Annotated in this window: 18 protein-coding genes and 2 tRNA genes; 11 read left to right on the forward strand and 9 right to left on the reverse strand. The window is 70.8% G+C overall.

The annotated features are described in order from the left end of the window. Positions 1-5: 5 nt before the first annotated feature. The gene (locus MKP15_RS10095; RefSeq protein WP_104938591.1) at positions 6-545 is read right to left on the reverse strand and encodes a lipocalin family protein; all 540 of its coding nucleotides are present in this window, start codon (positions 543-545) and stop codon (positions 6-8) included. A gap of 262 nt (positions 546-807) precedes the next feature. Here MKP15_RS10095 and MKP15_RS10100 point away from each other — a divergent pair. Together MKP15_RS10100 and MKP15_RS10105 are read left to right on the forward strand one after the other, a co-directional pair. After that, positions 808-883, forward strand: a tRNA-Phe gene (locus MKP15_RS10100). Between the two features lie 151 nt (positions 884-1,034). After that, positions 1,035-2,585, forward strand: a complete 1,551-nt coding sequence (locus tag MKP15_RS10105) for a sensor domain-containing diguanylate cyclase (RefSeq protein WP_240212618.1) — start codon at positions 1,035-1,037, stop codon at positions 2,583-2,585. A gap of 72 nt (positions 2,586-2,657) precedes the next feature. On the opposite strand, the gene MKP15_RS10110 is transcribed toward MKP15_RS10105, so the two are convergent. Continuing rightward, positions 2,658-2,733, reverse strand: a tRNA-Ala gene (locus tag MKP15_RS10110). 80 nt (positions 2,734-2,813) lie between these two features. Beyond that, entirely contained in the window at positions 2,814-3,908 is a 1,095-nt protein-coding gene (rnd, locus tag MKP15_RS10115) for a ribonuclease D (RefSeq protein ID WP_240212619.1), read from the reverse strand. Positions 3,909-4,002: 94 nt separating this feature from the next. On the opposite strand from rnd, the gene MKP15_RS10120 reads away from it, so the two are divergent. Together MKP15_RS10120 and MKP15_RS10125 are read left to right on the forward strand one after the other, a co-directional pair. Beyond that, positions 4,003-5,859 (forward strand): formylglycine-generating enzyme family protein, encoded by a 1,857-nt coding sequence (locus tag MKP15_RS10120; RefSeq protein ID WP_240212620.1) that lies wholly within the window; start codon positions 4,003-4,005, stop codon positions 5,857-5,859. Positions 5,860-6,245: 386 nt separating this feature from the next. Continuing rightward, positions 6,246-7,145: a M48 family metallopeptidase gene (locus MKP15_RS10125; protein ID WP_240212621.1), complete on the forward strand. Its 900-nt coding sequence runs from the start codon at positions 6,246-6,248 to the stop codon at positions 7,143-7,145. 378 nt (positions 7,146-7,523) lie between these two features. Here the strand turns inward: MKP15_RS10125 and xseA are convergent, their stop codons facing one another. After that, positions 7,524-8,861: an exodeoxyribonuclease VII large subunit gene (gene xseA / locus MKP15_RS10130; protein ID WP_240212622.1), complete on the reverse strand. Its 1,338-nt coding sequence runs from the start codon at positions 8,859-8,861 to the stop codon at positions 7,524-7,526. A gap of 81 nt (positions 8,862-8,942) precedes the next feature. Then, positions 8,943-10,025: a tRNA epoxyqueuosine(34) reductase QueG gene (gene queG, locus MKP15_RS10135; RefSeq protein WP_240212623.1), complete on the reverse strand. Its 1,083-nt coding sequence runs from the start codon at positions 10,023-10,025 to the stop codon at positions 8,943-8,945. A 23-nt stretch (positions 10,026-10,048) separates the two neighbouring features. Here queG and MKP15_RS10140 point away from each other — a divergent pair, with 23 nt between their 5' ends. From MKP15_RS10140 to MKP15_RS10165, 6 genes are all read left to right on the forward strand, one after another. Further along, entirely contained in the window at positions 10,049-11,521 is a 1,473-nt protein-coding gene (locus MKP15_RS10140; protein ID WP_240212624.1) for an NAD(P)H-hydrate dehydratase, read from the forward strand. A gap of 8 nt (positions 11,522-11,529) precedes the next feature. Continuing rightward, positions 11,530-12,009 carry a tRNA (adenosine(37)-N6)-threonylcarbamoyltransferase complex ATPase subunit type 1 TsaE gene (gene tsaE, locus MKP15_RS10145; protein ID WP_104940177.1) on the forward strand — a complete coding sequence of 160 codons (480 nt, stop codon included), beginning with the start codon at positions 11,530-11,532 and terminating at the stop codon, positions 12,007-12,009. Positions 12,010-12,089: 80 nt separating this feature from the next. Beyond that, positions 12,090-13,634 carry an N-acetylmuramoyl-L-alanine amidase gene (locus MKP15_RS10150; protein WP_240212625.1) on the forward strand — a complete coding sequence of 515 codons (1,545 nt, stop codon included), beginning with the start codon at positions 12,090-12,092 and terminating at the stop codon, positions 13,632-13,634. A gap of 223 nt (positions 13,635-13,857) precedes the next feature. Then, positions 13,858-15,708, forward strand: a complete 1,851-nt coding sequence (gene mutL, locus MKP15_RS10155; RefSeq protein WP_240212626.1) for a DNA mismatch repair endonuclease MutL — start codon at positions 13,858-13,860, stop codon at positions 15,706-15,708. A gap of 2 nt (positions 15,709-15,710) precedes the next feature. Continuing rightward, positions 15,711-16,652 carry a DUF1684 domain-containing protein gene (locus MKP15_RS10160; RefSeq protein WP_240212627.1) on the forward strand — a complete coding sequence of 314 codons (942 nt, stop codon included), beginning with the start codon at positions 15,711-15,713 and terminating at the stop codon, positions 16,650-16,652. Between the two features lie 41 nt (positions 16,653-16,693). After that, on the forward strand, positions 16,694-17,656 hold the full coding sequence (locus tag MKP15_RS10165) for a TraB/GumN family protein (RefSeq protein ID WP_240212795.1): 963 nt from the start codon (positions 16,694-16,696) through the stop codon (positions 17,654-17,656). Positions 17,657-17,734: 78 nt separating this feature from the next. On the opposite strand, the gene phaR is transcribed toward MKP15_RS10165, so the two are convergent. The 3 genes from phaR to gluQRS all read right to left on the reverse strand — a co-directional run bounded on the left by phaR (position 17,735) and on the right by gluQRS (position 20,120). Then, a complete protein-coding gene (gene phaR, locus MKP15_RS10170) occupies positions 17,735-18,256 on the reverse strand; it encodes a polyhydroxyalkanoate synthesis repressor PhaR (RefSeq protein ID WP_054664996.1) in 522 nt (173 codons plus the stop codon). A gap of 176 nt (positions 18,257-18,432) precedes the next feature. After that, positions 18,433-19,176: a beta-ketoacyl-ACP reductase gene (locus MKP15_RS10175; RefSeq protein WP_104938602.1), complete on the reverse strand. Its 744-nt coding sequence runs from the start codon at positions 19,174-19,176 to the stop codon at positions 18,433-18,435. A gap of 59 nt (positions 19,177-19,235) precedes the next feature. Next, positions 19,236-20,120: a tRNA glutamyl-Q(34) synthetase GluQRS gene (gene gluQRS, locus MKP15_RS10180; protein ID WP_240212628.1), complete on the reverse strand. Its 885-nt coding sequence runs from the start codon at positions 20,118-20,120 to the stop codon at positions 19,236-19,238. A 94-nt stretch (positions 20,121-20,214) separates the two neighbouring features. On the opposite strand from gluQRS, the gene htpX reads away from it, so the two are divergent. After that, a complete protein-coding gene (gene htpX, locus MKP15_RS10185; protein ID WP_104938604.1) occupies positions 20,215-21,078 on the forward strand; it encodes a protease HtpX in 864 nt (287 codons plus the stop codon). Between the two features lie 920 nt (positions 21,079-21,998). Here htpX and MKP15_RS10190 read toward each other — a convergent pair. Then, positions 21,999-22,826 (reverse strand): inositol monophosphatase family protein, encoded by an 828-nt coding sequence (locus MKP15_RS10190; protein WP_104938605.1) that lies wholly within the window; start codon positions 22,824-22,826, stop codon positions 21,999-22,001. Positions 22,827-22,838 lie beyond the last annotated feature (12 nt).

Below are 22,838 nucleotides of genomic sequence, written 5' to 3' on the forward strand. Positions count from 1 at the left end.
TGCGCTCAGTCGACCGGCGCCATCACCTTCAGTGGCGCCAGGTCGTAGCCCATGTCGGCGGCCTGGCGCTTGAGCCGCTCGAGCAGGGCGGCGTCCATCGACGGCGTGCGCGACAGGATCCACAGGTATCTGCGCCCGGGTTCGCCGACCATCGCCCACTGGTAATCCGGATCCAGCGCGATCACCCAGTAGTCGGCCCACGCCCAGGGCAACCACGACAGCCAGTCCGGCGCGAAGCGCACCTGCAGGCGCCCCGGGTGGCCGCTGACCGGGCGTGCGACCCCCTCGGCTTCGATCATGCCGCCATCGCCGGTGCGGCAGCGGTTGAGCACGCTGATCCGGCCATCGGCGCGCAGCCGGTAGCTGGCGGTGATGTCGGCCACGCACTTCTTCTGGAACGACACCGGCAGGTGCGCGATCTCGTGCCACTGGCCGGCGTAGCGGTCCAGCTCGAAACGTCCGACCGATTCCACCGGCGCCGCCGCCTGTGCGGTGCAGGCGAGCAGCAACGACAGCGGCAACGACAACAGCAGGCGAGGGTGCATGGTTTCTGGCCTCCCGGGATGGAGTGCAGGCTATGCAAAGCCGGGCGCGGCGAAGTAAAGGTTTTGTTGGGGCGCATGCCGCGCGGCCGATGCGTGTCATGCCCGGGCATCGGCGGCGAACGCATGCGGCCATGCGTGGATGACCGCGCTCGGTCCGCCGTGTTGCCGGCATCGAAAAAAACTTGCCGATAACGCTTGCCGAAACAGCAAGACCTCCGTATCATGCGCGTCCTCGCCGGCGGGAACGTCGCGAAAACAAAGTGGCCGGGTAGCTCAGTTGGTAGAGCAGGGGATTGAAAATCCCCGTGTCGGGGGTTCGATTCCCTCCCCGGCCACCACGAATACGAAAGGCCTGCAGTAATGCAGGTCTTTTTTTTTGTACGCATGGCCGCCGGTTGTGCGAAAGCGGCGGCATGCGGCGCCGGAACCGTCACTGCAGGCGACGGTCCGGTGGATCGGGCATCCCGGCGCGGGAGGGCAACGACGGCGATGGACCTGCGCAAGCTGATACTGGCCCTGGCCCTGCTGGGTGCTTTCCTGCCGTTCGCCAAGACGCTGCATGCCAGCTACCAGGTGCAGCGGCAGCAGCTGATCGACAGCACCCTTGAAAGCAACCTGGCGTACGCCACCAAGCTCGCCAAGAGCACCGACGACTTCGTCCAGTCCGCGCAGCTGCAGCTGGATTACACCGCCCAGTTGCTGGCCGGGCAGATGGACGATGCCGACCGGCTCGACAAGGAAGCCGCCCGCCTGCGGCTGATGAGCAAGAGCTTCAATTCCATCGTCATCTTCGACGATGCCGGCAAGGTACTGGCGACCTCGCCGGAAACGCTGCAGCTGCAGGGCAAGACCCTCGCCAGCGCCGCGGTCCGTGAATCGATCCGGTCGCGCCAGCCGCTGATCAGCAAGCCGTATCTGTCGGCAGCCGGCAATTTCATCGTGCTCATGGTCAGCCCGATCCGCGATCCGCGCGGCGGCTTCCTCGGCGCGATCGGTGGCGCCATCCACCTGCAGAAGGAAAACATCCTCGACCGGCTGCTGGGCCAGCATTTCTACCGCGATGGTTCCTACCTGTACGTGGTCGACGGCGAGCGGCGGATCATCTACCACCCCGATCCCGACCGCATCGGCAAGGTGGTGACCGGCAACGCCGCGGTCGACGAGGTGACCCGCGGCGGCAGCGGCACGGCCACCCTCGTCAACAGCAAGGGCACGACCATGTTGGCCGGCTACGCGCCGGTCGCGGCGACCGGCTGGGGCGTGATCGCACAACGCCCGCGCGACGTCACCCTGGCGCCATTGGCCTCGCTGATGCGCACGGTGTTCGTCAAGACGCTGCCGCTGGCCGTCGCCACCATGCTGTTGCTGTGGTGGTGCGCGCGCATCATCGCCCACCCGCTGCGCATGCTGGCCGACGGCGCGCGCGACATGGACCAGCCCGGCACCCCGCAGCGCATCCGTTCGGTGCGCTCCTGGTATTTCGAATCGCGCGAGCTGAAAAAGGCCATGCTGCTGGGCATCGGCCTGTTCCAGAAGAGCATCAGCAAGCTGCGCGAGGACGTGAACACCGACCCGTTGACCGGGTTGGGCAACCGCCGCCATCTGCAGGCGCGGGTGCAGGAGCTGCAGGAGCGCGGCACGCCGTTCGCGGTGGTGTCGCTGGACATCGACCACTTCAAGCGGGTCAACGACACCTGGGGCCACGATGTCGGCGACCTGGTGCTGAAACAGCTGTCCATGCACATGCAGGACATCTCGCGGGTGGACGACACGCCCTGCCGCGTGGGCGGCGAGGAGTTCGTGCTGCTGCTGCCGGGCGCCTCGATGGCCAGTGCCGCGCAGGTCGCCGAGCGGCTCCGGCTGCAGATCGAGCGGGCCAACATGGCGCCGGTCGACCGGGTCACGGTCTCGCTGGGCGTGGCCGCCTGGCCGGAGAGCAACGCCGACGTCGGCACCGTGTTCAAGAACGCCGATGACATGCTCTACGCAGCCAAGCGCGGCGGCCGCAACCGGGTGGAGGTGTACGTGCCGGGGAACTGAGCGGCACCGCCGCCGGGCCGCACCGGTCGCCAGGCAAGAAAAAACCCCGGGGGATACCCGGGGTTTTTGTTTTGGTGGAGCCAGGGAGGATCGAACTCCCGACCTCGTCATTGCGAACGACGCGCTCTCCCAGCTGAGCTATGGCCCCGTACTTCCTGGTGGATGCAGTGCGCTGGAGGGGGCAGGGACCCCGTCCGCCATGTGACTGCTCCACATCGCCGGTGAATTCTAACGCGATGCCGGCGCCGCCGCCAAGAGGGGCAGCAACAGCGCCTGCAACTGGTCGCGGCGCCAGCCGCCGAGCGCGGCGGGCCAGTCGCCGCTTTCCAGCAGCGCTTCCAGGTGGCGTCGCGAGGCCAGCAGGCCGTCGGGCAGGCCGAGCTCGGCGCTACGGCGGGCCACCGCGTCCTGCAGGCGCTTGAGCGCGGCCTTGTTGCCGTCGCTGGCGGCCAGCGCCTGCGGTGCCTGGTCCTCGTCGGCCAGTGGCGTCTGCAGCGCCTGCCACACGGCCTGGGCCAGCTTGCGCGGGGCCTTCGGGAAGCGCTCGAACAGGCGCAGCAGCGCGTCGTAGTCGGCCGGCGGCGTGCGTGCCAGCAACGTGGCCAGTTCGTTGTCCAGGATCCAGCTGCGCGGTCGGTCACTTTGCCGGGCCTGCTGGTCGCGCCAGCGCAACAGGCGCAGCAGGCGGCGCTGCGCGTCGGCCTCGAGGAACTGCGTCGCGCGCATCGACAGGTGCGGCCAGCGCTCGCCTTCGTCGTGTTCGACCGACGCCAGCAGGCGCCGGGCGTCGTCCTGCAGCCACTCGCGGCGGCCGAGTTCGCGCAGCCGCGCGTCGATCGCGTCGTGCAGCGCGAACAGGTACTCCACGTCGTCGGCGGCGTACTCGAGCTGGGCATCGGACAGCGGCCGGCGCATCCAGTCAGAACGGGTCTCGCCCTTGGGCAGGACCACGCCGGTGACCTGCGCGACCAGCTTCTGGTAGCCCATGCCACCGCCGATGCCGGCCAGCGCGGCGCCGATCTGGGTATCGAACAGTGGCCGCGGCAGGACGCCGCAGGCGCACTTGAATGCCACCAGGTCCTCGCTGGCGCTGTGCATGATCTTGAGGATGGAGTCATCCTCCAGCCACGGACGCAGGGCCTGGGTCATGCCGGGTACCAGCGGGTCGATCAGCAGGATCTCGTCGCCCACCGCCATCTGCACCAGCGCCAGCTGCGGCCAGTAGGTGCGTTCGCGGATGAATTCGGTGTCCAGGCCGATGCGGTCGGGGCGCTGGCGAAGGCGTTCTTCAAGTTCGGCGGGGTGTCTGATCCAGTGAGCCACGTTCAATCCATCAACTGCAGGGTTTGCCCAGGCAGGCGAGAATAGCCTAACGTCGCAGCGCACCCGAGCGCGCAGAGCCTGTATGGGAGGAAGTTTGCGTACAACCGGCCCGTTGGCCTGCCTGGCCCTGTCCATCGCGCTGGCGTGCGCCGCCTGCAGGCAGGAGCCGGCTGCGGCCACCGCGCCACAGCCGGTCGAGGCCGAGCCGGTGCCCGCGGTCGCGGCGGAGGCGCTGCCCCTGGCGGCCGCGCCGGATCCGGCCACGCTGCCGCTGCCGGCGTGGACACCGCCACCGGTGGAGCTGCAGCCGGAAGGCGTGCGCGACGCGCTCAAGCGCGCGGGCGCGGCATTGGCCGGGGGCCGGCTGTACCAGGAAGCGGACGATGCCATCCCCCTGTACCTGGCGGTGCTGGCGCTGCAGCCGCAGCAGCGCGAGGCGCGGCGCGGCCTGGACAAGGCCCGCGCGCGCCTGCTGGCTTCGGCCCGCGCGCTGCTGGAACAGCCGGACGACCAGCGCCGGGCGCTGGCCAGTGCGGCCACCCAGGCCGCGGTACTCGCGTACCTGGCCCCGGAAGGCAAGGCGGAGCGCGAACTGCAGCAGCGCGTGCAGGTGGCGCGGCGCCTGCTGGCATTGAACCGCTCGGGCGAAGAGGCGCTGCGCACGGGTAGCCCGGCGCTGGCCGCCGGCGCATTTGCCCAGGTACTGGAACTGGACCCCGGCAACCGCCGTGCCTGCCAGGGCCTGGCCGCGGTCGAGAGCGGATTGATCCGCCAGGCAGAGGACGCTGCCGCGCATGCCGATTTCAATGAGGCGCTGGAGTGGCTGCAACGCGCTTCGCGCATCCGCGAGGACGCGCCCACCGTGGCCGACGCGCGGGTGCGGATCGAGGCGATGCGCATGGCCCAACTGGCCGCACTGCGCGACGGCGGCCTGCGCGACCTGACCACGCCCAGCGGGCTGAAGGCGGCGCGCGAGAAGCTCGAGCAGGCGCTGCGGATCGCCGTGCCCGGCGACGCGGCGGTGGCGGTGCTGCGGCAGCGCATCGACCTGGTCGCCCATTACGGCAGTTTCCGCCCCGGCCAGGTGTTCAGCGACGCCCTGCAGGACGGCGGGCGCGGCCCGCAGATGATCGTGGTGCCGCACGGCGGCTTCCAGATGGGCGCCGGCTATGCCGAGCCGGGCGCCAGCGATGCCGAACGCCCGCAGCATTACGTGCGCTTCGACCGTGGCTTCGCCATGTCCATCACCGAGGTCACCGTGGCCGAGTTCGGCCGCTTCGTGGCGGCGACCAAGGCACGCCCGCGCGCGACCCGGCGCGGGCATTCGATCGTCTATGACGAGCGCAGCGGCAATTTCGTCCGCCGCAACGGCGCCGACTGGCAGGCCGGCTACAACGGCGCCAAGGCACCGCCGGACAACCCGGTCATGCATGTCAGCGTGCGCGACGCCGAGGCGTACGCGGCCTGGCTGTCGGCGCAGACCGGCCGCCACTACCGGCTGCCGAGCGAAGCCGAGTTCGAATACGCGCTGCGCGCCGGCACCACCGGCCGTTATCCCTGGGGCGACGCCGGGGTGCCGCCGGAGGGCAGTGGCAACTTCACCGGCAGCCTGGATGTGTCGCCCAGCGGCCGCCACTGGAAGAACGCGTTCCTCGGGTACGGCGACGGCTACTGGGGTGAGGCGCCGGCGGCCAGTTTCCGCGCCAACCCCTGGGGCCTGCACGACATGGCCGGCAACCTCAGCGAATGGGTCGCCGACTGCTGGCACGCCAGCTACCGGCGTGCGCCGCCGGATGGCGCCGCCTGGTACAACCCGGGCTGCCGCCAGCGCGTGGTCCGCGGCGGCAACTGGGCCAACGCGCCGGAGCAGACCCGCGCGGCGTGGCGGCTGTCGCAGGATTCGGACGTGACCAGCGCGCGCATCGGCTTTCGCCTGGTGCGCGGCATCTGAAGCGGCGCACGCGGGACGGCGGGCGGTGCCACGTTGATTCCCGGCGCGAAAGCCGCGGCTCGCGGGGCGGGGGGCTTCGCCCGGCGGCGGGTCGCCCCGGCGGTTTCCCGGCGTGGCGCGGGCCGCCTGTTGTTCGCGGCGGTGCTGGGTATGCGGGCACGTTGGGATGGCTGCCGGGTCGTGCCGCCCGGTGCCGCCGTTCTCCCGCAGCCCCGTGGCGTTGGCCGCCTGCAGCGATTTCGCCTGTTCATCACCGTGACCAGTGCGATGGTCTTGTCCGGTTACCGTGGCGGCGTGTTTCAGGCATGCTGCGGTCGGCGCCGGGGTGTGCTGTCCGGGCCGGCCCGCTTTCGCGCTCGGCCCCTTCCAGACGATGGAGACATGCAATGCGACAGGATCCGCTGGGCAACCAAGGCAACCCGCGCCGGCGCGGCATCGGCGGCGGCCTGCGCTGGCTGATCCTGATCGGCTTCGCGGTCTATGGCGGCTGCTACTACTTCGGCAACCGCACCGTGGACCCGTATACCGGCGAGAAGGTGCTGATCGACAAGACGCTCGACGCCGAGGGCGAGAAGGCACTGGGCCTGCAGGCCTACCAGCAGATCCTGGCGCAGGAGCGGCCGGTCGATCCCAATACGCAGGTGGCGCGGCAGATCCGCGAGATCGCCCAGCGCCTGATCGCCAAGGTCGACGCGGTGGAGACCGCGCTGGCCACCGAGCACGGCCAGCCGCCGAACCACTTCTCGCGGTCGTTCGACTGGGAAGTGAACGTGCTGCAGTCCGACCAGGCCAATGCGTTCTGCCTGCCGGGCGGCAAGATGGCGGTCTATACCGGGCTGGTGCCGGTGGCACGCAACGCCGACGCGATGGCGGTGGTGATGGGCCATGAGATCGCCCACGCGCTGCTGCGCCACGGTGCGCAGCGCATGGCCCAGCAGAAGTTGACCGAGATCGGGCAGATGGCCGGTGCCGCCGGTGGCATGGACGCGCAGCAGCAACAGATGCTGATGTCGGCGTTCGGCTACGGCTACCTGCTGCCGTACGCGCGCAGCCACGAAACCCAGGCCGACGAAGTCGGGCTGATGCTGGCCGCCGCGGCCTGCTTCAACCCGCAGGAAGCGGTGCCGCTGTGGGAGCGCATGGGCGCGGCCAGCGGCGGCCAGGCGCCGCCGGAGTTCGCCTCGACCCATCCCAATCCCGGCACCCGGATCCAGAACCTGCAGGCGTTGATGCCCAAGGCGATGGAATACCGCCAGCGGTTCTGCGAAAGCGCGCAGGCGCGCTGAGCGGCCCCTGCCTGTCACGCGGCTTCACCGGTAAGGCCCCTGCGGGGCGAGCCCCGCATCTACGGGTCTGCTCCGCGGCAACGACCCGTACGTCCACCACGCCGTCGCCGACGCTCATGCGGGCATCTGCATGGTTGCGTCGGCTGCCTGCTCGTCGATGCCGGGCTTGCCCGGCACCGGGCTTCATCGGCAAGGCCCATGGGGGACGAGCCCCGCATCTACGGGTTCTGCTCGGCGGCCACGACCCGCACGTCCACCACGCCGTCGCCGACGCTCATGCGGGCATCTGCATGGTTGCGTCGGCTGCCTGCTCGTCGATGCCGGGCTTGCCCGGCACCGGGCTTCATCGGCAAGGCCCCTGCGGGGCGAGCCCCGCATCTACGGGGTCTGCTCCGTGGCAACGACCCGTACGTCCACCACGCCGTCGCCCACGCGCGCGCGCAGTGCGTCGCCTTCACGCAGCTGTGCGGTGGAGCGGACCAGCGCGCCGTCGTCGGCGCGGGTGAGGATCGCGTAACCGCGCGCCACGGTGGCCAGTGGGCTCACCGCTTCCAGCGACCGGGCGATGCCGCGCAGGTGCAGGGCATCGCGCTGCAGGTGCCGGGCCATGGCCGCCTGCGCGCGCGGAGCGAGCGCGTCCAGGCGCCGCCGCAACAGCGCCAGCCGCTGCGCCGGCTGCACCGCGCGCAGTACCGAATGGCCATGCGCCAGCCGCGCGCGGCGCTGTTCCAGCTGCCGTTGCCACGCCGCGCGCAGCCGCGCATGCATCGCCTCCTGGCGCTGGCGCAGCAGCGCCAGCCGCGCCTGCGGGCCCTGTGCCTGCAGCCGCAGCGCGGCGCGGTCGGCGCGCTGCATCGCCTGGCCCAGTGCGTGCGCCTGCAGCTGTGCCAGCCGCCGCTGCAGGTTGCGCAGGCGCGCATCCAGGTCGCGCCGGTCCGGCACCAGCAGCTCGGCGGCCACCGACGGCGTCGGCGCGCGCAGGTCGGCGGCGAAATCGGACAGGCTGAAATCGGTCTCGTGGCCGACCGCGGAGACCACCGGCGTGGTGCTGGCGGCGATGGCCCGTGCCAGTTGTTCGTCGTTGAACGCCCACAGGTCTTCCAGCGAACCACCGCCGCGGGTCAGCAGGATCGCGTCGTAGCGGCCGCTGGCGTCGGCACGGCGCAGCAGCGCGGTGATCTGCGCGGCCGCGGCCTCGCCCTGCACCAGGGTCGGCAGCAGTTCCACCTCGAGCAGCGGGAAGCGCCGCGCCAGCACGCTGAGCACGTCGCGCACCGCCGCGCCGCTGGGCGAGGTGATCACCGCCAGGCGGCGTACATGCGACGGCAGCGGCCGCTTGCGTGCCGGGTCGAACAGGCCTTCGGCCTGCAGCCGCGCCCGCAGTGCCTCGAACGCCCGGCGCAGCGCGCCTTCGCCGGCTTCCTCCATGTGGTCCAGCACCAGCTGGTACTCGCCGCGCGCCTCGTACAGGGTCAGGCGGCCGCGCGCCAGCACGCGCAGGCCCTCGCGCGGGACGAACTTCAGCCACTGGCTCTTGGGCCTGAACATCGCCGCGCGCACCTGCGCGCGCGCGTCCTTCAGGGTGAAGTACAGGTGCCCGGATGCGGGGCGGCTGACACTGCCGAGTTCGCCTTCCACCCACACCAGCGGGAACGCGCCCTCGAGCAGGTCGCGGGCGAGCGTGTTGAGCTGGCTGGGGCTGAGGACGTTGTCCATGGCAGGCGCGGGGGAACGGGACGCTATTGTTCCCGCGCGCGGGCGCTAAAGCCAATGTCGCCGAGGCCGGTGCCTGCGCCGCTAGCCGGGATCCTGCCGCGGATCGTGGCGCCGCAGCGCCCAGGCGACATGTTCGCGCACCAGTTCGGACGGGTGGTCCAGGCGGCTGAGCAACGCCTGCCGCGCGGCAGGCGAGGGCGCCGCGTTACCCAGCGCCACGGCGATGTTGCGCAGCCAGCGTTCGTGGCCGCTGCGGCGGATCGGGCTGCCCTCGGTGCGGCGCAGGAACTCGTCTTCGTCCCACGCGAACAGCTCCGGCAGGGTGGCCGTGTCCAGGGCGTTGCGTGCGCGGAAGTCCGGCTCGTCGGTGCGCCGCGCGAACTTGTTCCAGGGGCACACCAGCTGGCAGTCGTCGCAGCCGTAGATGCGGTTGCCCATCAGTGGGCGCATTACCAGCGGGATGGCGCCCTCGTGCTCGATGGTCAGGTAGGAAATGCAGCGGCGCGCGTCGAGCCGGTGCGGGGCGATGATCGCCGCGGTCGGGCAGATGTCGATGCAGCGCGTGCAGCTGCCGCAGTGCGCGCTGGCCGGGGCGTCCACCGGCAACGGCAGGTCGATGTAGATCTCGCCGAGGAAAAACCACGAGCCGCCGTCCTTGTCGATCAGGCAGGTGTGCTTGCCGATCCAGCCCAGCCCGGCGTTGCGCGCCAGCGCGCGTTCGAGCACCGGCGCCGAATCGACGAACACGCGGTACCCGAAGGGGCCGATCTCGGTGGCGATGCGCGCGGCCAGCTTCTGCAGGCGGTTGCGCATGAGCTTGTGGTAATCGCGGCCCAGCGCGTAACGCGCCACGTAGGCGCGCTCGGCGTCGTCCAGGGTGGCCCAGGCCGCGGCATCGTCCTTGTGGCCATAGTCCAGTCCCACCGAGATCACCCGCACCGTGCCCGGCAACAGCTCCTGCGGCCGCGCGCGCATCGCGCCGTGCCGCGCCATCCATTCCATGGTCCCGTACAGGCCCTTGCCCAGCCAGTCGGCCAGGTGCGCCGCGTCCTCGCCCAGGTCGACGCCACTGATGCCGCAGCGCTGGAAGCCGGCCTCGCGCGCGAGCTGGCGGATGCGCAGCGACAGCTGCGCCATGTCGGCGGTGGCAACGGCTCCAGGCATGGCGCAAGTATAGAATCGCGGGCATGAGCCAGCCCGATGGACTGTTCGATATCGCCGCCGCGCGCCGCATCGACGCGCAGGCCACCGCCGCGCTCGGTGGCGACGGCTACCTGTTGATGCAGCGCGCCGGCCAGGCCGCCTGGCAGTGCGCGCTGCAGTACTGGCCGCAGGCGCGGCGCATCGTGGTGGTGTGCGGCCCGGGCAACAACGGCGGCGACGGCTATGTGCTGGCGCGGCTGGCGCGCCAGTCCGGGCGCGCGGTGTGCGTGCTGCACCTGCCCGGGCACGCGCCACGCACCCCGCTGGCGCAGCGTGCCTGTACCGACTACCTGGCCGTTGGCGGCCAGGTGGAGCTTGCTCCCGATTGCCTGCGCGAGGCCGACCTGGTCGTCGATGCGCTGTTCGGGATCGGCCTGGACCGCGCGCCCGATGCGGAGGCCGCGCGGCTGATCGCCGCGGTCAACGCCGCGGCGGCGCCGGTGCTGGCGCTGGACGTTCCCAGCGGCATCGACGCCGACAGCGGCGCGGTGCCGGGTGCGGCGATCCATGCCGCGCGCGTGCTGCAGTTCATCGTGCCGCACCGCGGCCTGCACACCGGCGCCGCGCTGGAGCACGCCGGGCAGCGGCTGCTGGCCACGCTGGATGTTCCCGCGCAGGCGTTCGACGGCGTGGCGCCGGTCGCGACGCGCTGGAGCGCGGCGCTGCTGCCGGCGCAGTTGCCGCCGCGGCGCATCAACACCCACAAGGGCGAGTCCGGCCATGTCCTGTGCCTGGGCGGCAACCATGGCAGCGGCGGTGCGCTGATGCTGTGCGCGGAGGCCGCGCTGCGCAGCGGTGCGGGCCTGGCCAGCGCCGCCACCCGTGCGGCGCACGTGGCGCCACTGCTGGCGCGCTGCCCCGAGGCGATGGCGCATGCGGTGGAGGATGCCTTCGACCTGGCACCGCTACTGGCGCGCGCCGGCGTCGTCGCGCTGGGGCCAGGGCTCGGCCAGGATGACTGGGCGCGACGGCTGTGGGCGGCAGCGCTGGACAGCGGCAGGCCGCTGGTGGTGGATGCCGACGCGCTGAACCTCCTGGCGCAGCAGCCGCAGCCGCTCGCCGCAGCGGTGCTCACACCGCATCCGGGCGAAGCGGCGCGCCTGCTCGGCGTCGATGCCGCGGCCATCCAGCGCGACCGTTTCGCTGCCGCCCAGACACTGGTGGAGCGTTTTTCGGCGGTGGTCGTGCTCAAGGGCGCCGGCACCGTGGTCGCCGCGCCGGGGCAGCGGCCGCGGGTGATCGCGGCGGGCAATCCGGGCATGGCGGTGGGCGGCATGGGCGACCTGCTGACCGGGGTGATCGCCGCGCTGCTGGCGCAGGGTCTGTCGCCATTGGACGCAGCCAGCACCGGCGCGCTGCTGCATGGGCTGGCGGGTGACGCGGCGGCCGCGGAGGGCCAGCGCGGGCTCCTGCCGCGTGACCTGCTGCCGCACCTGCGCGCCCGTGCCAATCCATAATGACGGCCATGATCGAACTGTTCCTTCCCGATGCCGCGGCCACCGACCAGCTGGGCGCGGCCCTGGCGGCGACCCGGCCGACGCCGGCGGTGGTCCACCTGCACGGCGACCTGGGTGCCGGCAAATCGACCCTGGCGCGCGCGCTGCTGCGGGCGCTCGGCGTGCAGGGGGCGATCCGCAGCCCCACCTATACCCTGGTCGAACGTTACCCGCTGCCGGCCGGCGAGGCCTGGCACCTGGACCTGTACCGGATCGGCGATGCCGGCGAACTGGATTTCCTGGGCCTGGACGAGGCCGAGGCCGACCTGTGGCTGGTCGAATGGCCGGAGCGGGGCGGCGCGGCACTGCCGCCCCTGGACCTGCGGGTGGCGCTGGACATGCACGGTGCGGGCCGCCGGGCGCGGCTGCAGGCCTGCTCCCCGGCCGGCCAGGCATGGCTGTCGCGCCTGGGGCAATCGGGCCACTTGCAGGGGTTTCCTGCCGCCTGATGGAAGGAAAGTGTGGCAGGTTGCGGATTATTAAGGGAAAAGGTGTTGCAATTACGCAATTCCGGTGATTGAATCCGCCCATGCTCAAGGGAAGCCGCCTGATCGCCCTGTCTGCCTGTGTCGCCGGTCTCTGCCTGGCTGGCGCTTCGGCGTGGGCGGGTGAGATCCGCAGCGTCGCCGTGCAGGCCGGGAGCACCGGTACCCGTGCCGAGATCCAGCTGGCCGGCGGTGGCAGCTACAAGACCCTGTCGCTGGCCGGGCCGAACCGCCTGGTGGTGGATTTCCCGGATTCGACCGCCGTGCGCGGGCTCAAGTTGCCGCCCGCCGCCGGTGTCGTCACCGCCGTGCGCACCGGGACCCCGGCGCCGGGCACGTTCCGGGTGGTGTTCGACCTGGCCGAGTCGGTGGTGGCGTTCAAGCCGCAGCTGCAGGGGCAGGGCGCCGAGTCGCGGCTGCTGATCGAATGGCCCGGCGAGACCAGCGGCACCAGTACCCGGCCGGTGGCGGCGAATGCGTCCGCGCCCCCGCTGCCGGCGCAGCCCGGCAGCGCCGAGGCGCGCCGCGAGGCCGCCCGTGCCACGGCGGCACTGACCGCGGCGGTGGTGCAGCAGGCGTCCGCCGCGCCTGCCCCGCCGGCTGCCGTCGTCAACACCCCTGTGCCCACCACGACGGCGGTGGCCACCACGAACACGCCGTCGCCGGCTGCCATCCTCAACGGACAGGCGACCGCGCCGGCCGTGGTCGCCTCGGCGACTGCGCCGACCCCGGCACCCGCGCCTGCACCGGTACCGGCCGACGAACAGCCGGCCCCGCGTCCGGTCATGCCCAGCGATGCTTCGCGCATCCGCATGCAGCCGGGCATGCGCACGCTGGTGGTCGCCATCGATCCCGGCCATGGCGGCCAGGACCCGGGGGCGATCGGCCCGACCGGCAAGCGCGAGAAGGACGTCACCCTGGCGGTGGCGCGTGAGCTGGCGCGGCAGGTCAATGCCACGCCCGGCCTGCGCGCCTACCTGACCCGTGACACCGACGTGTTCATCCCGCTGCCGCAGCGTGCCCAGCGCGCGCGCGCGGCCAAGGCCGACATTTTCATTTCGATCCATGCCGACGCGGCGGAGAACCGCGCCGCCACCGGCTCGTCGGTGTACGTGCTTTCCACCAAGGGCGCGTCCTCGCAGCGCGCGCGCTGGCTGGCGGACAAGGAAAACGCGGCCGACCTGATCGGCGGCGTCAGCCTGCAGCGGACCGAGGGCACCCTGGCCAACGTGCTGCTGGACCTGGCCCAGAGCGGCAACATGAAGGCCTCCGAAGATGCCGCCAGCCACGTGCTGGGTGGGCTGAAGCGGATCGGCAACAACCACAAGCCCAACCTGGAGCGGGCGAACTTCGCGGTGCTGCGCACCTCGGACATGCCGGCGATGCTGGTGGAGACCGCCTTCATCTCCAACCCGGACGAGGAGCGCCGCCTTACCGACCCGGCCTACCAGCGCCGCGTCGCCGGTGCCGTGCTCGACGGCGTGCACACCTATTTCAGCCGGCAGCCGCCGCCGGGCACGCTGTTCGCCGCGCGCGCGCAGGCCGAGATGGAAGCCGCCGCGGGCACCGTGGCCGGAGGCAGCAAGTAAGCACGGCGCGCGCCAGCGCTGCGCATCCTGTCCGGCGGCTGCAGTCATTCGGATCGCATCCGTCATCGACCCGCCCCTCCCGTGCCCCGGGCGCAGTGCCGCCACTGGCGGGGTGAGGGGCGACTGGCTGCTACACACGGTGGCGGGGCGGCTATCATCTAGCGATGCGAGATAGCGATTTCATTCCCCTGCTGCGCCCCGCTGGTTTCCCGGAACGCGCGGCATGAGCACCATCCGTCCGCTCCCCGAGATACTGATCAACCAGATCGCCGCCGGCGAAGTGGTCGAGCGCCCCGCGTCGGTGGTCAAGGAACTGGTCGAGAACGCACTCGATGCCGGCGCCACCCGTGTCGACATCGACCTCGAGGAAGGCGGCGTGCGCCTGATCCGCATCCGCGACAATGGCGGCGGCATCGCCGCGGCGCAGTTGCCGCTGGCGGTGTCGCGCCATGCCACCAGCAAGATCGCCTCGCTCGACGACCTGGAGTCGGTCGCCACGCTGGGCTTCCGCGGCGAGGCGCTGCCGTCGATCGCCTCGGTCAGCCGCTTCACCCTGGCGTCGCGCCAGCCGCAGGACGAACACGGCGCCGCGCTGCAGATCGAGGGCGGCAAGATCGGTGAAGTCACGCCGCGTGCGCATGCGCCGGGCACCACCGTGGAAGTGCGCGAGCTGTTCTACAACGTGCCGGCGCGGCGCAAGTTCCTGCGTGCCGAGCGCACCGAACTGGGCCATATCGAGGAATGGCTGCGTTCACTGGCGCTGGCGCGTCCGGACGTGGAACTGCGGGTGTCGCACAACGGCAAGCCGTCGCGCCGCTACAAGCCCGGCGACCTGTACTCCGATGCGCGCCTGGGCGAAACCCTGGGCGAGGACTTCGCGCGGCAATCGCTGCGCGTGGACCACAGCGCGGCCGGCCTGCGCCTGCACGGGTGGATCGCGCAGCCGCAGTACTCGCGCGCCAGCGCCGACCAGCAGTACCTGTACGTCAATGGCCGCTCGGTACGCGACCGCAGCGTCGCGCATGCGGTGAAGATGGCTTACGGCGACGTGCTCTACCACGGCCGCCAGCCGGCCTACGTGCTGTTCCTGGAACTGGACCCGGCGCGGGTGGACGTCAACGTGCATCCGGCCAAGCACGAAGTGCGTTTCCGCGATGCGCGGCTGATCCATGATTTCGTCTACCGCACGCTCAAGGATGCGCTGGCCGAAACCCGCGCGGGCCTGGAGCCGGCGGCCGGGCTGGCGGCTGCACCGGCCCTGCCGCCGCAGGCGGCGGGCGGGCAGGCCGCCGGCTACCTGCTGTCGCGGCCGTCGGGCGGCGCCGGTGGTGGTGGCGGCTGGGCACCGCGGCAGTCGCCGCTGGGACTGCAGGTGGCCGAGGCGCCGTCGGCCTATGCCGCGTTGTATGCAACGCCGGCCGATGCCACGCCGCCGGGTACGCCTGCCGGCGGCGCTTCGGGGCTGCCGGCGACCGCCGCCGACAGCGGCGTGCCGCCGTTGGGCTACGCCATCGCGCAGCTGCATGGCATCTACATCCTGGCCGAGAACGCCGACGGCCTGATCGTGGTGGACATGCATGCCGCGCACGAGCGCATCGGCTACGAGCGCCTGAAGACCGCGCACGATGGCATCGGCCTGCATGCGCAGCCGCTGCTGGTGCCGATCACCCTGGCGGTGGGCGAACGCGACGCCGACACCGCCGAGCGCGAGGCGGCGACGCTGGCCGAACTCGGCTTCGAGGTGACCCGCTCCGGCCCCGGTTCGCTGCACGTGCGCAGCATTCCGGCACTGCTGGCCAACGCCGAACCGGAAGGGCTGCTGCGCGACGTGCTCACCGACCTGCGCGAACACGGCCAGAGCCGGCGCGTGGCCAGCGCGCGCGACGAACTGCTTTCGACCATGGCCTGCCATGGCGCGGTGCGCGCCAACCGGCGGTTGACGGTTCCGGAAATGAATGCCCTGCTGCGCGACATGGAAGCCACCGAGCGCTCCGGGCAATGCAACCACGGCCGCCCGACCTGGGCGCGCTTTTCGCTGGCGGAGATCGACCGCTGGTTCCTGCGGGGGCGTTGACGATGAAACGATGGGCGGGCATGGCGCTGCTGCTGGTGGCGATGGCCGGTTGCGGTGGCGGCGACCGGCCGGCACCGGCTCCCGACGCGCCGCGCTTCGATCCGGCGTTCCTGATGAACAACGACATCTGGCGCGAACAGCGCCAGGCCGAACTGCTGCAGCCCGATGGCTGGACCAGCCTGGTCGGACTGCACTGGCTGGAACTGAAGGCCCACTACATCGGCAGCGGCAGCACCAGCGGCATCCGCTTGGCGATGGGGCCACCGCGGCTGGGCATGGTGACGCACGAGGCGGGGCGCTACTGGTTCACGCCCGAGCGCGGCGTCGCGGTACAGGTCGACGGCAAGCCGGTGAAAGGCCGCATCCCGTTCCATGCCGACGACGCGCCCAGCCCCACCACGATCACCTTCGACGGTGGCAAGGGCACGCTGAGCCTGATCCATCGCGGGCCGCGCCACGCGCTGCGGGTACGGCACGCCGACGCCCCGGCCCGCACCGGTTTCGGCCACCTGGAGTACTGGCCGGCCGATGCGTCCTGGCGCATCACCGCGCGCTTCGTGCCGCACGCCGCCGGCAAGACCCTGCCGGTGGTCGACATCACCGGCCTGACCACCGAACAGCCCAATGCCGGCGCCATCGAGTTCGAGCGCGATGGCCGCAGCTGGCGGCTGCAGGCGCTGGGCGAGCCGGGCGGGGCGCTGTTCGTGATCTTCGCCGACCGCACCAGCGGCCGCGGCAGCTATGCCGCCGGCCGCTACATCGACCTGGCCGCGCCCGACGGCGACAGCCAGGTGGTGATCGATTTCAACCGCGCCTACAACCCGCCGTGCGCGTTCACCCCGTTCGCCACCTGCCCGTTGCCGCCGCCGGAGAACCGGCTAGACCTGCCGGTCGAGGCCGGCGAGAAAACCTACGTCAAACCCGCACAGGAACACGCGACATGAAATGGATGGCCCGCGCCGCGGCGCTGCTGCTGGGATCGGTGATGCTGCTGGGCGCGCCGGCGCCGTCGCTGGCGCGGCAGGCGCCGGCGGCCGCCAACCCGGCCAAGGCACCGCCGGTGCCGCTGTTGTGGAAGGCGAGCGGCCCCAGGGGCGCCGAACTCTACCTGCTGGGGTCGTTCCACCTGCTCAGGGCCGACGATTACCCGCTGTCGGCGGACGTGGACGCGGCTTTCGACGCATCGAGCCAGCTGCTGTTCGAACTGGCGCCGGAAGAAATGAACTCGCCGGCGCTGGCCACGCAGATGGCGCAGGCCGCACTGCGCCGCGATGGCCGCCTGCTCAAGGACGAACTGGATGCCGATACCTGGCGGCGGCTGCAGGACTACGCCGCCGCCAACGGGCTGCCGATCGATCGCCTGGCCGGGCTCAAGCCCTGGTTCGTCGGGTTGACCATCAGCCTGGGGCAGATGGCACGGCAGGGGCTGGATGCGCAGGCGGGGCTGGACCGGCACCTGATGGCGCGCGCGGCCACCGCCGGCAAGCCGGCGCAGGGGCTGGAAAGCGCGGCGGCGCAGATCGCCATGCTCGACGGCATGAGTGGCGAGGAGCAGCGGCAGCTGCTGCGCGAGGCGCTGGAGCAGGTGGACAAGGGCGACGAACAGAGCCGGCGCCTGCACGACGCCTGGCGGCGTGGCGATGACGTGACCCTGTGGCGCGACATGGCCGCGCAGATGAAACGCGACTATCCGGCGCTGTACCGGCGCATCAACACCGAGCGCAACGATGCCTGGCTGGCGCCGCTGCAGGAGCGCCTGCAGGCCGGGCCGGGCGCGACCCTGGTGGTGGTCGGCGCGCTGCACCTGCTCGGCAGCGACGGCGTGGTCGAGAAGCTGCGCGCGCGCGGCTACAGGGTCGAGCGGATCTGTTCGGCCTGCACACCGTCCACGCATCCGGCGCGGCGTGCTCCGGCGGCAACGGCGCCAGCGGCCCGCAGCCGCAACTGAGGCGCGCGCTGCCAGGCCGGGGGTGCGGCCGCGGCCACCCAAATGCGAAGGCCGACGCTTGCGTCGGCCTTCGTGCTTTCAGCGGTTGCCGCGGGTCTTGCCGGCCGGCGGTGGCGCGGGCGGCGGCTCGGGGGTCTTGCCGCCGGCAGCCGGCGGGCGGCCGAAGCCGGCGCCCATGCTGCGCTGGAATTCCTGCCACAGCTCCAGGTTGCGCTCGGTGAGCTGGTTCATCATCGCCCACGGCGTCTGCCCGAGCAGGTTGCCCATCTGCTGGCGGAACTGCTGCTGCTGGTCCAGGAACACCTGCATGCTGCGCTCCAGGTAGTTGCCCATGAAGCCCTGCAGCGAATCGCCGTAGAAACGGATCAACTGGCTCAGCAGCTGGGTGGACAGCATCGGCTCGCCGTCCTGCTCCTTGTCGGCAATGATCTGCAGCAGCACCGAGCGGGTCAGGTCCTCGCCGCTCTTGGCGTCGCGGACCTCGAAGTCCTCCCCGTCCAGGATCAGCTGGCGGACGTCCTCGATGGTGATGTAGCTGGAGATCTCGGTGTCGTAGAGCCGCCGGTTGGGATACTTCTTGATGATGCGGGTCGCAGCCATTAAGCAGTCACTCTTCCTTCACGGTAGGGGCGCAGCATGGCGCAGTGCAACAGGCCTTGCAACCGCTAAAAGTACAGGGGGGGGCATGCCCCGGGGAGCGTCCGCGGCGGCGTGCAGCATCGCTGCGATGCTGCGCAGCATGGGCCGCCGGCCGGGCCGTGGCGGGCGCGGCGGGCTCACCAGCCCATGTGGTGGCCGCCGTTGATGTCCAGGTTGGAGCCGGTGATCCAGGCGGCTTCCTCGGCCACCAGGAAGGCCACCGCGTAGGCGATCTCCTCGGGCTTGCCGAGGCGCCCAGTGGGGATGTCGGCAATGATCTTGGCGCGTACTTCCTCCGGCACCGCCATCACCATGTCGGTGGCGACATAGCCCGGGGAAATGGTGTTGACGGTGATGCCGAAGCCGGCGTTCTCGCGTGCCAGGGAGATGGTGAAACCGTGCATGCCGGCCTTGGCCGCGGCGTAGTTGGCCTGGCCGTACTGGCCCTTGAGGCCGTTGATCGAGCTGATCTGGATCACCCGGCCCCAGCCACGCCGGCGCATGCCTTCGATGACCGGGCGGGTCACGTTGAACACCGAGTTGAGGTTGGTGTTGATCACCTCGTGCCACTGCTCCGCGCTCATGCGGTGGAAGGTGGTGTCGCGGGTGATGCCGGCGTTGTTGACCAGGATCTCCACCGGTCCCATGCCGGCCTCGACCGCCTGCACCAGTTCGCGGCCGCCGTCGGGGCTGGAGACGTCGCCGCGGAACAGGGCGATGTCGTAGCCGCGGGCGCGCATCCGCTCCTGCCACAGCGCGGCCTTGTCGGCGTTGCGGAAATTGGTGGCGACACGATGGCCCTGGTCGGCCAGGCGCTGGCAGATCGCGGTGCCGATACCGCCGGTGCCGCCGGTGACCAGTGCAATACGGGATGTCGTCATGGGGTGCGCTCCAGGCGCAGGCGCTGGGGAACCTTCGATTCTATGTGAACCGGGCGCGATCACGGCAACGGCGGCGAGGCGGGGATGGGATCGCGGCGCAGCCGGCCCGGCTGGAACGCGGCCACCGCGCGCTGCAGCAGCGCCGGCAGCGCGTCGATGCCCGTCAGTTCGGCGGGCTCCTGGCCGAGCGCGGCCCACAGCCAGCGCAGCGTCGGCACCGGGTCGGCGGCCTCCACCGGCCGCGCGGCCAGCGACTTGGACAGCTTGGCGCCGTGCGCGTCGAGCAGCAGCGGCAGGTGCAGGTAGCGCGGCGTGGGCAGGCCCAGCGCCCGTTGCAGCAGGATCTGGCGCGGCGTGGAGTCGAGCAGGTCGGCGCCGCGCACCACGTCGGTGATGCCCTGCGCGGCGTCGTCCACCACCACCGCCAGCTGGTAGGCCCAGCAACCGTCCGCACGCAGCAGCACGACATCGCCGACCGTGCGATCCACCCATTGTTCGAAGCGCCCCTGGAGCGCGTCATCGAAGCCGACGAGGCTGTCGTCGGCCACCCGCAGGCGGATCGCCGGGTGCGGCCGCTGGCGGCCGGCGACACAGTGGCGATGCACGCCCTGCTGGCCGGCCAGGTCGCTGCGGCTGCAGTGGCAGGGGAAGGCTTTGCCATCGGCCAGCAGGCGTTCGAGGGCGGCGCGGTAAAGGCCGTGGCGGCGACTCTGGTACTGCACCGGTTCGTCCGGCTGCAGGCCGAACGCGGCCAGCGTCGCCAGCTGCGATGCGGCGGCACCGGCCACCTCGCGTGGCGGGTCCACGTCCTCGATGCGCACCAGCCAGCGGCCGCCGGCCTGCCGCGCCAGCAGCCAGCTGCCGAAGGCGGCCAGCAGCGACCCCAGGTGCAGGGGCCCGGTGGGCGAGGGGGCGAAGCGGCCGCGGTAGGGGGAGGTGTACATCGAAGCTGAATCGTCGGTCAGAATCGCGCTTGAATTCAACCTGTCCGCACCGCAGATTTAGCGCGTTCATCCAACCCCAACCGGATCCTTCCGCATGTTTACCCGTATTGGCCTGTTCCTGTTGACCAACCTTGCCGTGCTGGTCCTCGCAGGCATCGTGATGTCGGTGCTGCGCGTCAACCCGGCGCAGATGAGCGGCCTGCTGGTCATGGCCGCGATCTTCGGCTTCGGCGGCTCCATCATCTCCCTGCTGCTGTCCAAGTTCATGGCCAAGCGCGGCACCGGCGCGGTGGTGATCACCGAGCCGCGCAACGCGACCGAGCGCTGGCTGCTGGACACCGTGGCGCGGCAGGCCAAGGCGGCCGGCATCGGCATGCCGGAGGTGGCGGTGTACGACGGCCCCGAGATCAACGCCTTCGCCACCGGCGCCAACCGCAACAACGCGCTGGTGGCGGTGTCCACCGGCCTGCTGCACAACATGAGCGAGGACGAGGCCGAAGCGGTGCTGGGGCATGAGATCGCGCACGTCGCCAACGGCGACATGATCACCATGGCGCTGCTGCAGGGCGTGCTCAACACCTTCGTGATCGTGCTGGCGCGCGTGGTCGGCGGCATCATCGACAGCGCGCTGTCGGGCAACCGCGACGGCGGCCGTGGTTTCGCCTACTACATCATCGTGTTCGTGCTGGAGATGGTGTTCGGCCTGTTCGCGACGATGATCGCGATGTGGTTCTCGCGCCGCCGCGAGTTCCGCGCCGACGCCGGTGGCGCCAGCCTGGCCGGCCGCCAGAAGATGATCGCCGCGCTGGAGCGGTTGAAGCTCAACCACGGCCAGAGCACGCTGCCGACCCAGATCGCGGCGTTCGGCATCGCCGGGTCGACGGCGAAGAAGCTGTTCCTGAGCCATCCGCCGCTGGAGGAGCGCATCGCCGCGCTGCGTTCTTCGACGGTGGCGTAACCGGTTCGACAACCCGCGGTACCCCAAGGACGCCTGGCGGATGCCGGGCGTTTTTCATTGGAGCAGCGTTTCCGCTCACGCTCTCGCTCTTGCTTGTGCCTTGGCTCCTGCGCTTTTGACTTCAGATCCCCTTCCGCAGCGACGGAGCCGACGGGAAAAACCCGAAGGGCGGCGTGCAGGGACGCGCGTCGTTTTTCTACGCGACAGGGATGTCGCGTAGAAAAATCCCACCGGCGGAGTGGACCCGCGGCACGCAGTGCCGTGGGCGCGTAGGCAGGGCGTGCTTTCTCTTGGTTACTTCTCTTTGCACGAGCAAAGAGAAGTAACTCGCTCCTGCGAAGCAGGGGCGAAAGCTCTGCTTTCAATCTTCGGCTTTCATGCTTGGTCTCTGCCTTGGCCCTTTGCCTATCGCTTTGGCACAACCATTTAGGAGAAGCCAGAGCAAGGGCGGGAACAGGATCAAAGGCTTTCGCTCCCCTTCGGGGCGCGAGCCACCTTGACCAGCCATTCGGCTGTTGAAGAGCTCTTCTTTGCTCGTGCAAAGAAACGTGGCCCAAAGAAAGCACGCCCTGCCTACGCGCCCAGCCCGCTGCGCGGGCTGGGTCCACTGCGCCGGCGGGATTTTTCGACGAGACATCCATGTCTCGTCGAAAAACGACGCGCGTCCATGCGCGTCGCCCTTCGGGTTTTTCCCGTCGGCTCCGTCGCTGCGGAAGGGGACCCGGAAGTCAAAAGCAAAAGCACCAGCACCGGCACCAGCACCAGCAACAGCCAAAGCCAAAGCCAAAGCCTTCATCTGGTGACATTGAATGGGGGCGCAGCCGCGCGGGCCGCCAGTTCGCGGCTGCCGCGGCGGGCGCCACGCCAGAAACAGAAACGGCGCCCTCGCAGGCGCCGTCCGGGATCGCGGGAAAGGCGGATCAGAACTTCGGATCGAACTCGGCAGCGTGGCCGGTGTTGACGATCACCTTCTGCAGCGCCTCGCACACCTTCAGGTTGCCGGCCACCACCTGCTGGGTTTCCGGGCCCTTGTCGTCCATGCGCGCCAGGGTGGCGCCGCGGTAATTGCAGACCTTGCCGCCGGCCTCGCGCACCAGCAGCACGCCGGCGGCGATGTCCCACGCCTTCACCCCGGCCTCGAAGTAGGCGTCGGCACGGCCGCAGGCCACGTAGGCCAGGTCCAGCGCCGCCGAACCGGTACGGCGGATGTCCTCGGCCTGCACCAGCAGGGTATCCACGGTCTTGAGCTGGCTGCCGGCACGGGTGCGCTCGCGCGGGGCGAAGCCGGTGTGGATCATGGTGCCGTCGAGGTCCTTGCGCTCGGCCACGCGGATGCGGCGGTCGTTGAGCACCGCGCCGGCGCCCTTGGAGGCGGTGAACAGTTCGTTGCGCAGCGGGTCGAAGATCACCGCGTCGGTGGGTTCGCCATTCTCGACCAGGGCGATCGACACGCAGTAGTGGGGGAAGCCGCGCAGGTAGTTGCTGGTGCCGTCCAGCGGGTCGATGACCCACATCTGCCGGCCGTTGCCCTGCAGGCCGCCTTCCTCGCCGTAGATGCCGTAGTCCGGGTAGGCGCGCTTGAGTTCCTTGACGATCACCTTCTCGGCGTCGCCATCGACTTCGCTGGCGTAGTCCATCCGGCCCTTCTGCACCACGTTCAGCGCTTCGAGCTTGTTGATGTTGCGCAACAGGACGTTGCCGGCGAGGCGTGCGGCCTTGACCATGACGGTGACGGCGGGTTTCTGCATGGCGAAGGGCTC

This window comes from Stenotrophomonas sp. Y6 (assembly GCF_022436665.1).
Taxonomy (GTDB): domain Bacteria; phylum Pseudomonadota; class Gammaproteobacteria; order Xanthomonadales; family Xanthomonadaceae; genus Stenotrophomonas; species Stenotrophomonas acidaminiphila_A.

Bases quoted from the DNA above. Each gene is read 5' to 3' on its own strand.
- MKP15_RS10095 (WP_104938591.1), bottom strand. From the start codon at position 545: ATGCACCCTCGCCTGCTGTTGTCGTTGCCGCTGTCGTTGCTGCTCGCC.
- MKP15_RS10105 (WP_240212618.1), top strand. From the start codon at position 1,035: ATGGACCTGCGCAAGCTGATACTGGCCCTGGCCCTGCTGGGTGCTTTC.
- MKP15_RS10125 (WP_240212621.1), top strand. From the start codon at position 6,246: ATGCGACAGGATCCGCTGGGCAACCAAGGCAACCCGCGCCGGCGCGGC.
- xseA (WP_240212622.1), bottom strand. From the start codon at position 8,861: ATGGACAACGTCCTCAGCCCCAGCCAGCTCAACACGCTCGCCCGCGAC.
- queG (WP_240212623.1), bottom strand. From the start codon at position 10,025: ATGCCTGGAGCCGTTGCCACCGCCGACATGGCGCAGCTGTCGCTGCGC.
- MKP15_RS10140 (WP_240212624.1), top strand. From the start codon at position 10,049: ATGAGCCAGCCCGATGGACTGTTCGATATCGCCGCCGCGCGCCGCATC.
- tsaE (WP_104940177.1), top strand. From the start codon at position 11,530: ATGATCGAACTGTTCCTTCCCGATGCCGCGGCCACCGACCAGCTGGGC.
- MKP15_RS10150 (WP_240212625.1), top strand. From the start codon at position 12,090: ATGCTCAAGGGAAGCCGCCTGATCGCCCTGTCTGCCTGTGTCGCCGGT.
- mutL (WP_240212626.1), top strand. From the start codon at position 13,858: ATGAGCACCATCCGTCCGCTCCCCGAGATACTGATCAACCAGATCGCC.
- MKP15_RS10160 (WP_240212627.1), top strand. From the start codon at position 15,711: ATGAAACGATGGGCGGGCATGGCGCTGCTGCTGGTGGCGATGGCCGGT.
- MKP15_RS10165 (WP_240212795.1), top strand. From the start codon at position 16,694: ATGCTGCTGGGCGCGCCGGCGCCGTCGCTGGCGCGGCAGGCGCCGGCG.
- phaR (WP_054664996.1), bottom strand. From the start codon at position 18,256: ATGGCTGCGACCCGCATCATCAAGAAGTATCCCAACCGGCGGCTCTAC.
- MKP15_RS10175 (WP_104938602.1), bottom strand. From the start codon at position 19,176: ATGACGACATCCCGTATTGCACTGGTCACCGGCGGCACCGGCGGTATC.
- gluQRS (WP_240212628.1), bottom strand. From the start codon at position 20,120: ATGTACACCTCCCCCTACCGCGGCCGCTTCGCCCCCTCGCCCACCGGG.
- htpX (WP_104938604.1), top strand. From the start codon at position 20,215: ATGTTTACCCGTATTGGCCTGTTCCTGTTGACCAACCTTGCCGTGCTG.
- MKP15_RS10190 (WP_104938605.1), bottom strand. From the start codon at position 22,826: ATGCAGAAACCCGCCGTCACCGTCATGGTCAAGGCCGCACGCCTCGCC.